Raw genomic sequence first — 11,894 nt, forward strand, 5'->3', positions numbered from 1 at the left:
AATTGCCGCCTGGCCTTGCCGCCTTGCATTTCGCCCTTTTGCTTTGACGACCACCGTGGCGGCACTCACCGAGCGCCGCCGCCGCTTTCCTCCATGGCCAGAGATTCGTTTTCCGATCTGCTTTCGCTCTATATGCGGCGCATCCGCGCCAGTGCTTCCGGCGTCGCCACCGAGATCGGCCTCAGCCGCGAGGCCGTGAACAACTGGCGCAACGGCCTGTCGGCGCCCAACCCGCGCTCGCGCGACAAAGTCGTGGCCTGCACGCGCTACCTGCGGCTGACCGAGGCCGAGGCCAACCGCCTGCTCAGCGCCGCCGGTTTCGAGCCGGAGTTTCCGCTGCAGACCGAATCTGCGGGCGTGGCGCAGCAGCAGCCCTTTGGCGCGTTCCTCGACCGGTTGTTTGCGCAGCTGGCGCAGGCCGTGCCGTACCCCATCTCGCTGCTGCTGTCGCCCGCCCACTGGGGGCAGCCGCCATTTCGTCTGGGGCTGCTGGCGCGTGCCAAGGCACAGTACGGGGACAGCGCTGTGCTGCACATCCAGCCACCCTACAGTGTCAGCACGGTGCCGGCCGAGTACTTTGCCGCCATCGGCCGGCAGTGCGGCCTGAGCGACGTGGCCTCCGACTACGAGTTCGAGTCCGCGCTGGAGCGCCGCCTGCTGGCGGGCGAGCGGCTGTTCTGCCTGGTCAGCCGCTTCGAGCAGGGCACGCCCGCGCTGCGGGAGACCCTGGCGGGCATTCTGCGCAGCCTCAGCGAGATGCACAGCGGCCGCCTGCACCTGCTGCTGTGCGGCGGCGAGGCGCTGGCCGATCTCAAGTACCGCGGCGGCGATCTGTCGCTGCTCAACATCGCACAGGTCCACTACTGGCCGGATCCGTCGCTGGACGACCTCACCGCCCTGGCCCGCCAGCGCTGGCCCGAGCCGCCGTGGGCGCAGCCCGTGCTGGCCGCGCTGCAAGAGCTCAGCGGCGGCCACCCCGCGCTGTTCGAGGAGGGGCTGCAGTGGCTGGTGGACCATGGGGCGGAGGAGGCGCAGGCCCGTTCGGCCGCGCTGCGCAGCCACCTCGCCAGCAGTGCGCGCCTGTGGCAGACCTTGCTGCCGCTGGCCCAGGCCCCCGCCACGCGCGAGCGCCTGGCCCAGCTGCTGCAGGCCGACGAGCTGGGCCGCGCGCGCCCCTACCTGCAGGACGACGCACTGCGCCGCCTGTTCTGGGGCAACCTGCTGCAGGTGCGCGGCACGGGCGACGCGGCGCGGCTGCACTGGCGCAGCGCCACCATCCGCGAGGCTGGCGTGATGGTGCTGGAGTCCTCCCCGACCGCCGCATGAGCGTGCTGCGTTCCAAAGCCGTGGTCCGCGCGGTGCTGATTGCGGCCGTCACGCTGTTCGTGGCCAGCGCGCTGCTTACGCCCCAGCTCAACCCCGTCACGCGCGATGCGGTGCTGGGCGCAGAGAACGCGGGCGTGGTGTGGGGCGAGCTGGTGCAGTGGCGGGTGGCGATGATGCAGGCCCACAACGAGCTGGACGGCTGGCCCGAGGACATTCGCCCATACGCGCCGCCCATCGGCAACCCGCAGCTGCGCGTCAGCTCGCCGCGGCCCTATGTGCTGCAGGTCGACATCGCGGCCAACCCCGCGCTGGGCAAGCTGGCGGGCACGCAGGTGGTGGTGCAGCTGAAACCCGGCACCACCACCTGGAGCTGCCGGCCCGGGCGCCCGCCCATCCCGAGCGGCTACCTGCCCATCAACTGCCTGGAAGGCCAGCCGGACGACTTCGCACCCGTGCCCGCCTCTGAGCGCGACCCGTTCGACGGCCTGCGCAAGCTCATCTACTGGTGCGCCGCAATCTTCGCGGTCGGCGCGGTGGTGTGGGTGGCGCGCCATCCGCTGCTCGGGCCCGCGCAGTTGCAGCCCGCGCGGCTGCGCCGCACGCCGCTCTCGCGCCTGCCGCGGCTGGACCGCCTGCTCGGGTGGACGGGCCGGCGCGAAGCCACGCTTCTGGCCGCCGACATCCGCCTGGTGGACTGGCGCCGCGCGGTGCAATGCGCCCAGCCCGGTGCGCGCGACGCGGCCGCGGAGCTGGTGCGCGCGCTGGCCGAGCGCGTGTCCGCCCGCAGCCAGCCCAGCACCGGCTGGGCGCTGCCAGGGCTGGTGTTTGAGTGGCAGTTTCCGCCGGATCTGCCCGTGTCGCTGGACCGGTGCCTGGTCTTCGCGTCCACGCCCGGCGTGGACGAGGCCACCCTGGTGCGGCAGTTGCGCGCCGCGCAAACGGGCAGCGACGTGCTCCTCGTGCTGGGCCAGCACAGCGTGGACACGCCCGAGCCGCTGCTACGGGCCCATGGCGACGACCGCGCCAACCTGCATGTGCTGATCGACAGCGCCAGCCAGACCGAATGGCTGGTGGGCGGCCAGTCGCTGCAGGTGCTGCTGCGCCTGCTGGCGGCGCAGCTGCGCATCACCCGCATCTCGCCCTACCAGACGCGCGGCGGCATCACGCGCGAGGGTGCGTTCTTCGGCCGCACGCAGCTGCTGGCGCGCGTGGTCAGCCGCGAGCCCGCCAACTACTTGGTGGTGGGCGGGCGCCAGCTGGGCAAGAGCAGCCTGCTCAAGGCCGTGCAGCGCCGCCTGCAGGGCCACCCGCACACCGTGTGCCACTACGTCTCGCTGCGCGACCACCGCCTGGCGCCCCGCATGGCGCTGCAGTTCGGCCTGCCGGCCGACACCCCGCTCGAAGCCATCGTGGACCACCTGCAGGCGCAGTACCAGGGCAAGCGCCTGGTGCTGCTGATCGACGAGGCCGACCTGTTCTTCCGCGCCGAATCGGGCAGCGGCTATGCGCAGCTGTCCACCCTGCGCGCACTCAGCGAAGAAGGCCGCTGCTGGTTCATGCTGGCCGGCTTCTGGGACCTGTACGCCACGGCCGTGCTGGACTACCAGAGCCCCCTGCGCAACTTCGGCGAGGTGCTGGCCATCGGCGGCCTGGAGCGCGATGCCTGCCGCGAACTGGCCACCGAGCCGCTGCGCAAGCTGCGCCTGGGCTTTGCCAGCGACACGCTGGTGGAAAAGCTGGTGGACGCCAGCGGCCAGCGCGCCAATCTGGTCGCCATCCTGTGTCAGGAATGCCTGGAGGCGCTGCAGCCCGGAGAGCGCGCCATCGAGCAGCGCCATCTGGATCAGGCCCTGGCCTCGCAGGCGGTGCACGACGCGCTGGCCGGCTGGGGGCGCTTGAGCCAAGACGACGCCGCCTGCCGGCTCGACCGCATCGTGGTGTACCACACGGCCCAGGCCGGGCAGAGCAGTTTGGCCAGCTTGGCCCAGCTGCTGCAAAGCCACGGTGTCCTGGCCGACGCGCAGGCCCTGCGCCAGTCGCTGGCGCGCCTGCAGCTGGCCTACGTGCTGCGCAAGCACGAAGGCGGCGAATACCGCTTTGCCATCCCGCTGCTGCAGGGGCAGTTCGAGCCCAGCGAGGTGGAATTACTGCTGCACCAGGAGCTTGCGGCGGCGGCAAAGGCCTGGCCCGGCTCCGCTCTTTCATCCGATTGAATTTTTTTCTTCATGGCCACTGCATCTTCTTCCGTCACCCTCGAATACGACATCGGATTCGACACGCTCATTGCCGAGATAGAGCGCCTGGTCCGCTCCGGCGTGCACCCGGACCGCATCAGCGTCTCGCAAGAGTCTGCAATGCAGTGGGCGTGCTCGGCGCACTGGGCCTATTACGACCGTCCGGACGATGCCAGCGTACCCGGCCGGGTAGACGCCCAGTTCGCGCTGCTGCGCCTGCTGCTGGAGAAGGGCGGTGACCCCAACCGGCGCAAGAACCGCAATTCCACCCCATTGGCAGAGTGCTGCACGGAGTTCTCAAGCTACGCGGAACACCGCGCGCTGGAGCGGCTGGCGCTGGTCCTGGCCGCCGGTGGCGACCCGCGCAAAACCAAAGACCCGGCGCTGTGCCTGGCCCTCGGGCTGGGGGACATGCGCGGCGAAATCTTCAGCATGCCCTTTCGCGACGACGCCCCCGCCGGGCATGCCGAAGCCGTCTATCAGGCCATCGACCTGCTGCTGGACGCCGGTGCCGACATCGAGGCCATGGACCACCGTGAGATGGTCAACCCGGTGCTCATGGCCGCCTCCATGGGCAGTGTGCCGCTGTTGCGCTTCTTGAAGGACCGCGGCGCCAATGTGCAATTCACCACGCCCGCAGGCTCCAACGCGCTGATGCACTGCGCTGGCGACGTGGACGGGCTGGACCAGAGCCGCGCGGGCATCTCGGTGGCCTGGCGGCGCGAGGGCGACCCGGTGGCCACCACCCGCCAGTTGCTGGAGTGGGGCCTGGACCCCGCCGCCGCCAATGCGCGCGGCCGCACGCCGCTGCGCCTGGCGGTGAGTGCCGGCAACCTCGATGTGGCGGTGGTGCTGGCCGAGGCGCTGGCTGCGCGCGGCCAATTGCTGGCAGCGGATGTGCGCCTGTTCCGCGGCACGCCCCAGCAGGAGGCCGTGGATGCCCTGGGCACGAGCGCGCCCCCCAAAAAGGCCAGCAAGCCCAAGCCGGTGGCCGACGGCGCCGCCCAGCGCGCCACCTGGGCGCGCGCGCCGGGCCTCATCGACGGCCCCACCGACTGGCAGCCCCGCCAGTACCCGCAGTGGCTGCGCGACAGCCTGAAGGCGGTGGTCGAGCGGCTGGCTTCGGGAGCGGACCCCCGCGTGCCGCCGGGCCTGCTGTACCTGGAGTACGACGGGCATTCCCGCAGCCTGCACCTGTCCCGTACCAAGTCCTATTTCAGCCGCAGCGGCGCGGTGGAACTGCAAACCCAGGTTTTCGACTGGAAAAAGATGACCGTGCGCTTCGCCCAGCTGGACGGCGACGACTGGGTGCGCCGCGAGGAAATCGACTTTCCCATGGAGCCCGGCGTGCCTCCCGCCACCGATCTGCTGTGCGACGCCATCGGCCAGCTGTGCGCGCGCTACCTGAAACCCCCGACCTGACGGCATGTGCGCAACGGCCTTCCCTCGATGGACTTGCTCCAACGCAGGCGTTCAAGACCGCCAAGCCCCCGTGGACCCGACCGAAGTCGTTGCAATGTGCCTGTCTCAACCCGGCCCGATGTGGCCGAGGCCTGCGAAGCCGCCCTCCAGAAAGCTCGAGAAGAAAAGAGCTGACGCGTCGCAGCCCCGCCACTGCCTAACGCTGTGATTTATCTCTGCTGTTGAACCCACGCCATGTCCGAATCCCACCTGCACTACACCGTTTACTTTGAGTCCCGAGCCCAGGCGGCCGCCTGGGCTGCTCAGGCCCAATCCACCGCGGATCTGCCGCTGAACGAGCAGGCCCGCGTGCTGGGCACCCTGTTGGGCCTGGGCGAAGACTCCGGGGTCTCTTTTGAGTTTGCGGGGGCTGCGCAGTTGTGTGCAGAGCTGGCCGTGCTGGGGCCGTGGAACCTGCTGCCTGCCGAAGAATGGCCACCTGGTTTGTTGGAGCGGGGGGCCAAGCTGCTGAGCTGTGAATGGCACGATGGCCCCAAGGCGCAAGGCTTTTTTCTCAACGGTTCCAAATCCGTCACGCGCAAGCAATTTGAAGCGGCTGTGCGCAAGCTGGACCCGCTGGAAGAAGTGCACCAGCTGCTCTCCAAAGAGCAATACAGCGAGGTCTTGAACCTGGTGCACCACCACGGCCTGGACCCCAACACGGTGCTGTACCACCGGCCGCTCATCGTGCATTTGCTCACGCCGCAGGCGGGCAAGGCCAGCGGCGTGTTGCCCACCGACGCCATCATCGCCCTGCTGCAAGCCGGTGCGCGGCCCGACCCGCTGGCATTGGTCACCCGCATGCCCAGCTTCACCTTGCCGGTGTTTCCGCTGCATTGCGCGGCGTATGCGTTTGACATTGCGCTGATGCAGGCGCTGGTGGACGCGGGCGTGGATGTGAACGCTGTGGACGACGAGGGGCACACGCCCTTGATGCAATTGGCCGAAGCAACGCACTATCTGAGCAAGCCAGTCTCCATGGCGGTGCAGGCCGCACAGTGGTTGCTGGAGCGGGGCGCGGAGGTCAACGCCGTAAGCCAGCACGGGGATTCGGCCCTGGCTGGGGGCGTGCACCAGGCATTGCGCGATCTGCTGGTGGCACACGGTGGCCGGGTGATCTGGCCGCACTACGCGCTGGAGTACGACACCCCGCAGCAGCAACGCAGCGCGATCTGGTACCACGACCACGTGCGCCTCGATGAACTGCTGGCGCAGGCCCCGCCAGACGAGGCCCAACGGCATCAGTTGCTGAGCAGTGCGGTGGATGCGGGGAATGGCCATGCGCTGGACCGCCTGTGGCGACCGGGAGACCACGCACTGATGTGCATCGAAAAAATCCCGGAACCCCACTTGCTGGTGGAGGGCATCACGAAGCACGAAGGCACGGACGTGGCCACGCTGCGAAACCTGGTGCTGCGCAGCGCCCCCGAGGCATTTCCTGCGCGCGACGCCGTCTGGCTGAATGCCGCCAACAGCTGCCTGAAGGATTTCACCAGCCGCATCGTGGAGCGGCCTGTGGCGTTGCTGGAGATGGTGCTGGCGCTGGGCTTGCCCGCCGATCCCCCCGCCGATGCGCAGCGCACTCCCTTGGAGGGCGCGATCAACGCCCTGTCTGAAGCCAAGGTCGCGCTGCTGTTGGCCCACGGTGCCAACCCCAACAGGGTGCTGTACCGCGGTGGCAATGCCTTGCATGAGGCCGTGCTGTGCAAGGCGACCGATTGCATCCCTTTGCTGTTGCAGGCGGGGGCGGACCGCACCCAGTGCGACCGCGAAGGCCGCACACCGCTGCAGCTGGCGGTGGTCAAGCGCAACAAGGCGGCCCAGAAGCTGCTTGCGGCCTGACTTTGAATGAAATCCGCCTGTGGCGGTTTACCTGTCAGCGCTGGCAGCTATCAATAGAGTAGCAAAAACATCCGGCTTCCATCATGGCCGCTGCGCCATCACCAGCGCGTACAGCGCCTGCGCCGCCACCGACAGGCTCTCATCCCGCCGCCGCACCAGGTAGATCTGCCGTGTGAGCCCCGGCAGCGACAGCGGCCGGGTGACCAGGCCGGGCTGCTCGAAATGGAACAGCGTGAGCGCGGGCACCACGCTGATGCCCAGCCCCGCGCGCACCATGCCCATCACGGTGGCCAGCTGCTCCACCTCCATCAGCGTGCGCAGGGCCTGCGGGTGCAGGGCGGCCTCCAGGTATTGCCGCACGCTGCTGGTGCGAGCCAGGTGGATGAAAGGCCATGCGGCCAGGTCCTGCGCGGTGATCGCCTTGCGGCGGCGCGCCAGCGGGTGGTCGGCCGGGCACACCAGGTAGAAGTTGTCGCTGCAAAACGGCTCGGCTTGCAGCGCGGGCGTGTCGGCGCGGATGGCGGCCAGCGCAAAGTCGGCATGGCCGCTGGCCACCCGGTCGATGCAGGGCTCGGACAGCACATCGGCAATATCGATCTCGATGCCCGGGTGCGCAGTGCGGTACTGCGCCAGCACGCCCGGCAGCCAGCCTGCGGCCAGCGATGGCAGCAGCGCCACGGCCACGCGCCCGCGCTGCAGCGTGGCCGTGTCGCGCACGGCGGCCAGGGCGTTGGTGATCTCGGCGCGAATGCGGCGGGCCGATTCCAGAAAGTTCTGCCCCTCGGGCGTGAGGTCCACATGCCGCGTGCTGCGGTCAAACAGGCGCAGGCCCAGGTCGTCCTCCAGCGCGCGGATAAGGGCGCTGAACGCAGGCTGCGACAGGTGGCACAGCGCGGCGGCGCGGGTGAAGCTGCGCTGTTCGGCCAGCGCGAGGAAGGCATCGAGCTGGCGGCTGGAGAGGTGAGGGGTGCTCATGGCGGGGCGGCTTGATTCATCTGCATTTCAGATGGATTGATCGTAACAATCGATTTCACAGAACACAGCAGGCTGCCTACAGTGAGCGCAGGAGACAACGATTCATGGCGAACATCGCTGACAAAAAACTGCTGGTCGGCTGCGCCGCCGGCTTCTCAGGCGACCGCACCGACGCGGCCCTGCCCGTGGTACAGGCGCTCATCGCCAGCGGCCAGCCTGCGGTGCTCATCTTCGAGACGCTGGCCGAGCGCACGCTGGCCCTGGCCCAGCTGGCGCGCCGCACAGACCCCGATGCAGGTTATGAACCCCTGCTGGTGGACCTGCTGCGCCCTGTGCTGGCGCAGTGCCTGCAGCACGGCGTGCGCATCGTCAGCAACTTTGGCGCGGCCAACCCGCACGGCGCTGCGCGCCGCATCCACGCGCTGGCGGCCGAGCTGGGCCTGGGCCGCCCGCGCATCGCCGTGCTGCAGGGCGACGACCTGAGCGGCCCCGAACACCGCGCGCTGCTGCAAGCCGCGCTGGGCAGCGCCATGCCCGCCGAACCCATCGTGAGCGCCAACGCCTACATCGGTGCGCAGGCTATTGCCGATGCGCTGCGCGCGGGTGCCGACATCGTGGTGTGCGGCCGGGTGGCCGACCCGTCGCTGGTGCTGGGCCCCGCGCTGGCGCACTACGGCTGGGCGCTGGACGACTGGGACAGGCTGGCCCGCGCCACCATGGCCGGGCATCTGCTCGAATGCGGCGCCCAGGTTACGGGCGGCTACTTTGCCGACCCTGGCTACAAGGATGTGGCGGGCCTGGCGCAACTGGGCTACCCCATCGCCGAGATCGACGCCGACGGCCACTGCACCATCACCAAGCCCCCGGGCACGGGCGGCTGCATCACCGAACGCACGGTGAAGGAGCAGCTGCTGTACGAGCTGCACGACCCGGCGGCCTACCTTACGCCCGATGTGGTGGCCGACATCACCACCGCCCGCGTGACCACGGTGGGCGCTGACGCGGTGCGGCTGGAAGGCGTGCAGGGCCACGCGCGGCCAGCCACGCTCAAGGTCAACGTGTGTTTTGAATCGGGCTGGTTTGCTGAGGGCGAAATCTCCTACGCCGGCCCGCGCGCCGAAGCCCGCGCCCGACTGGCGGGCGAGGTGCTGCGCGAGCGTCTGAGCGGCCTGGGCCCGCTGCGCATCGACCTGATCGGCGTGACCAGCCTCTTTGGCGACGACACCAGTCTTTGGCTGGACGACCCCACAGTAGGTGATGCTCGCGACGTGCGCCTGCGCGTGGCCCTGCAGCACCGCGACCACGCCAGCGCCCAGCGCCTGGTGCGCGAGGTGACAGCGCTCTACACCTGCGGCCCCGCAGGCGGCGGCGGCGTGCGCACCGCCATGCGCCCGCGCCTGGGCACTGTGTCGTGCCTGGTGCCGCGCGAGGCGGTGGCCGTGCATTTTGAGCTGGTGGATTGAGGACTCAAGCTATGGCCACAACAGACCACACTGTGACTGTTCCTTTGTATCGCTTGGCCCACAGCCGCACCGGCGATAAAGGCAACCGCTCCAACATCAGCGTCATCGCCTGGCACCCCGCGCTGTGGGATGTGCTGGTCGAACAAGTCACCGAGGCCGCCGTGGCGCAGCAGTTTGCGCAGCGCCGCCCGCGCCAGGTCACGCGCTACCTGCTGCCCCAGCTGCAGGCCATGAACATCGTGCTGGACGACGTGCTCGACGGCGGCGTGAACGACTCGCTCAACCTCGATAGCCACGGCAAGGCGCTGAGCTACCTGCTGCTCGATATGCCCATCACCGTGCCCGCCGATCTGGCGCCGCACTTTGGCGGCTCATCGGCCTAACCCTCTCGTTTCGATTTTTCATCCATACCAACACCCGGAGACAACATGACCCCTTCATCCCCCCGCCGCGCTCTGCTCGCCACCGCTGCCGTGCTGGCGCTCGGCACACTGCACGCCCCCGCAGCGCTGGCCCAGGCGGCCGGTGGCTACCCCGCCAAGGCCATCACCTTCGTCGTGCCCTTTGCCGCAGGCAGCGCCACCGACCAGCTGGCCCGCGCGCTGGGCCAGTCCATCACCAACGACACCAAGCAGCCCGTGGTCATCGACAACAAGGCGGGCGCCAGCGGCATGATCGCCGCATCGGCCGTAGCCAAGTCGGCGGCCGATGGCTACAGCGTGCTCATCACCACCAACACCACGCATGCCGCCAACGAGCACCTGTACAAAAAGCTCTCGTACGACCCCGTGAAGGACTTTGCACCCGTCACCGGCCTGGGCAAGGGCGGGCAGGTGCTGGTGGTCAGCGCCAGCGCGCCGTACAAAAATGTGGGGGAGCTGCTGGCCTTCGCCAAGAAGCACCCCGGCAAGCTGAGCTTCGGCAGCGGCAGCTCTTCGAGCCGCATGGCGGGCGAAATGCTCAAGCAGCTCGCGGGCGTGGACATCCTGCACGTGCCCTACAAGAGCAACCCGCTGGCCATCACCGATCTGCTGGGCGGGCAGATTGATCTGATGATCACCGACACCTCCACCGGCGTGCCCCAGGTCAAGGCGGGCAAGCTGCGCGCGCTGGGCTACTCCACACAAAAGCGCAGCGCGCAGCTGCCTGATGTGCCCACGCTGGACGAGGCGGGCGTGAAGGGCTACGACATGGGCTACTGGTTTGCGGCCTACGTGCCCGCAGGCACGCCTGCGCCGGTGGTGGCGCGCCTCAACGAACTGCTCACGGCGGCCACCAAGAGCGCCGCGGCCAAGAGCTTTTTTGACAACGCAGGCTCCGAAGCCTGGACCACCACGCCCGATGAACTCGCCAAATTCCAGGCCGCGGAGACGCAGAAGTGGGGCAAGGTGATCAAGGCGGCAGGGATTGAGGCCGAGTAAGCCGCAGGTCCGGTAGCGGTGGTGGCAACACGCGCTGCCCCGGTCTCACTCCTTCTCCCCTCGCGGGAGAGGGTCGGGGAGAGGGGCTCTTCTTCCAAGCGCCGCGCCCCATGCTCCCCCTCTCCCCAACCCTCTCCCACCCGGGGAGAGGGAGTGTCAGCGCGTTCTCACAGGTTGTGAAAAATCAAGCCAAATAGGCCTCTACCGCCTGATGGATAAGCGCTGGCAGCTATCAAATTGATGGTTCTTCGGCTGAGGTGACCACCCTCACCACGGCGCCCCCGCAAACCGATCCACCAAAAAATCCAGCAGCGCCCGCACCGCCGGCGACAAGTGCCTGCGCGACGGGTACAGCGCGTAAATCGTCATCGCCGGCAAGTTCCACCCCGGCAGCACAGTCTGCAGCTCGCCGCTGTGCAGGTAGGGATTGACCAGATACGTCGGCTGCATGGCAATGCCGCCGCCCGCCAGCGCGGCGCGCATCAGTGTGGTGGCTTCGTTGGCGCTGAAGTGCCCCGAGACACCCACGCGTTCCGTCACGCCGCCGCGCGTCAGCGCCCACACGCTCTTGCCAAAGTTGGCGTAGCTCAGGCAGCGGTGCGGCGCCAGGTCGGCGGGAACCTGCGGCACGCCGTGCGCGGCCAGGTAGGCGGGCGATGCCACCAGCACCGAATCACACGGCGCCAGGGGCCGGCCGATGAGCAGCGGGTCGGGCTCGGCGCTGATGCGGATGGCCAGGTCGATGCGCTTTTCCACCAAATTGAGCGACCCCTCGCTCGCATCCAGATCGATCTTGAGCTGCGGGTGCAGCGCCAGAAAGTCTGCGATCGCTGCGCCCATCTGCGCAAACGCGAACGACACGCTGCAGGTCATGCGCAACTGCCCGCGCAGCGCGCCGTCGGCCGTGTGGGCGGTTTCATCCTCCAGGTCCTGCGACAGCGCCAGCATCTGCTGGCAGCGGCGCAGCGCGTGTTCGCCAGCGTCGGTCAGCGTCACGCTGCGGGTGGTGCGCTGCAGCAGCCGCGCCTGCAGCCACTGCTCCATCTCACCCACATAGCGCGTGACCATGGCGCGTGACATGTCCAGCTTGTCGGCTGTGGCACTGAAGCTGCCGCTGGTGGCGACCTCGGCAAATACACGCATGGCGGTCAGGCGGTCCATAGGAAGGTTAT

The 11,894-nt window shown here is 68.8% G+C and carries 9 protein-coding genes; 7 read left to right on the plus strand and 2 right to left on the minus strand.

Features of this window, described 5'->3' with window-relative positions; genetic code table 11:
• Positions 1–93: 93 nt before the first annotated feature.
• The 4 genes from LWW96_RS19405 to LWW96_RS19420 all read left to right on the plus strand — a co-directional run bounded on the left by LWW96_RS19405 (position 94) and on the right by LWW96_RS19420 (position 6,863).
• The gene (locus tag LWW96_RS19405) at positions 94–1,326 is read left to right on the plus strand and encodes a hypothetical protein (RefSeq protein WP_291489500.1); all 1,233 of its coding nucleotides are present in this window, start codon (positions 94–96) and stop codon (positions 1,324–1,326) included.
• Positions 1,323–3,539, plus strand: a complete 2,217-nt coding sequence (locus LWW96_RS19410) for an ATP-binding protein (protein ID WP_291489501.1) — start codon at positions 1,323–1,325, stop codon at positions 3,537–3,539. Before LWW96_RS19405 ends, LWW96_RS19410 begins: the two co-directional genes overlap by 4 nt.
• Positions 3,540–3,551: 12 nt before the next feature.
• On the plus strand, positions 3,552–4,982 hold the full coding sequence (locus LWW96_RS19415; protein WP_291489502.1) for a hypothetical protein: 1,431 nt from the start codon (positions 3,552–3,554) through the stop codon (positions 4,980–4,982).
• Between the two features lie 234 nt (positions 4,983–5,216).
• A complete protein-coding gene (locus tag LWW96_RS19420; RefSeq protein WP_291489503.1) occupies positions 5,217–6,863 on the plus strand; it encodes an ankyrin repeat domain-containing protein in 1,647 nt (548 codons plus the stop codon).
• Between the two features lie 81 nt (positions 6,864–6,944).
• Here the strand turns inward: LWW96_RS19420 and LWW96_RS19425 are convergent, their stop codons facing one another.
• Positions 6,945–7,838, minus strand: a complete 894-nt coding sequence (locus tag LWW96_RS19425) for a LysR family transcriptional regulator (RefSeq protein ID WP_291489504.1) — start codon at positions 7,836–7,838, stop codon at positions 6,945–6,947.
• A gap of 104 nt (positions 7,839–7,942) precedes the next feature.
• Between LWW96_RS19425 and LWW96_RS19430 the strand changes: the two genes are divergently transcribed.
• The 3 genes from LWW96_RS19430 to LWW96_RS19440 are packed head-to-tail and all read left to right on the plus strand — an operon-like array spanning position 7,943 to position 10,722.
• Positions 7,943–9,301, plus strand: coding sequence for an acyclic terpene utilization AtuA family protein (locus tag LWW96_RS19430; RefSeq protein WP_291489505.1), 1,359 nt, complete (start codon positions 7,943–7,945; stop codon positions 9,299–9,301).
• Between the two features lie 11 nt (positions 9,302–9,312).
• Positions 9,313–9,684 carry a hypothetical protein gene (locus tag LWW96_RS19435; RefSeq protein ID WP_291489506.1) on the plus strand — a complete coding sequence of 124 codons (372 nt, stop codon included), beginning with the start codon at positions 9,313–9,315 and terminating at the stop codon, positions 9,682–9,684.
• 45 nt (positions 9,685–9,729) lie between these two features.
• Complete coding sequence (locus LWW96_RS19440; RefSeq protein WP_291489507.1) at positions 9,730–10,722, plus strand: tripartite tricarboxylate transporter substrate binding protein; 993 nt, start codon at positions 9,730–9,732, stop codon at positions 10,720–10,722.
• Positions 10,723–10,989: 267 nt separating this feature from the next.
• On the opposite strand, the gene LWW96_RS19445 is transcribed toward LWW96_RS19440, so the two are convergent.
• A complete protein-coding gene (locus LWW96_RS19445; protein ID WP_291489508.1) occupies positions 10,990–11,883 on the minus strand; it encodes a LysR family transcriptional regulator in 894 nt (297 codons plus the stop codon).
• Positions 11,884–11,894 lie beyond the last annotated feature (11 nt).

It is taken from the genome of Acidovorax sp. (assembly GCF_021287135.1).
In the GTDB taxonomy this organism is placed as follows: domain Bacteria; phylum Pseudomonadota; class Gammaproteobacteria; order Burkholderiales; family Burkholderiaceae_C; genus Acidovorax.

What these genes read in the sequence shown, in the direction of transcription:
- LWW96_RS19430 (WP_291489505.1), top strand. Translation starts at nt 7,943, where the DNA reads ATGGCGAACATCGCTGACAAAAAACTGCTGGTCGGCTGCGCCGCCGGC.
- LWW96_RS19435 (WP_291489506.1), top strand. Translation starts at nt 9,313, where the DNA reads ATGGCCACAACAGACCACACTGTGACTGTTCCTTTGTATCGCTTGGCC.
- LWW96_RS19415 (WP_291489502.1), top strand. Translation starts at nt 3,552, where the DNA reads ATGGCCACTGCATCTTCTTCCGTCACCCTCGAATACGACATCGGATTC.
- LWW96_RS19405 (WP_291489500.1), top strand. Translation starts at nt 94, where the DNA reads ATGGCCAGAGATTCGTTTTCCGATCTGCTTTCGCTCTATATGCGGCGC.
- LWW96_RS19410 (WP_291489501.1), top strand. Translation starts at nt 1,323, where the DNA reads ATGAGCGTGCTGCGTTCCAAAGCCGTGGTCCGCGCGGTGCTGATTGCG.
- LWW96_RS19440 (WP_291489507.1), top strand. Translation starts at nt 9,730, where the DNA reads ATGACCCCTTCATCCCCCCGCCGCGCTCTGCTCGCCACCGCTGCCGTG.
- LWW96_RS19425 (WP_291489504.1), bottom strand. Translation starts at nt 7,838, where the DNA reads ATGAGCACCCCTCACCTCTCCAGCCGCCAGCTCGATGCCTTCCTCGCG.
- LWW96_RS19445 (WP_291489508.1), bottom strand. Translation starts at nt 11,883, where the DNA reads ATGGACCGCCTGACCGCCATGCGTGTATTTGCCGAGGTCGCCACCAGC.
- LWW96_RS19420 (WP_291489503.1), top strand. Translation starts at nt 5,217, where the DNA reads ATGTCCGAATCCCACCTGCACTACACCGTTTACTTTGAGTCCCGAGCC.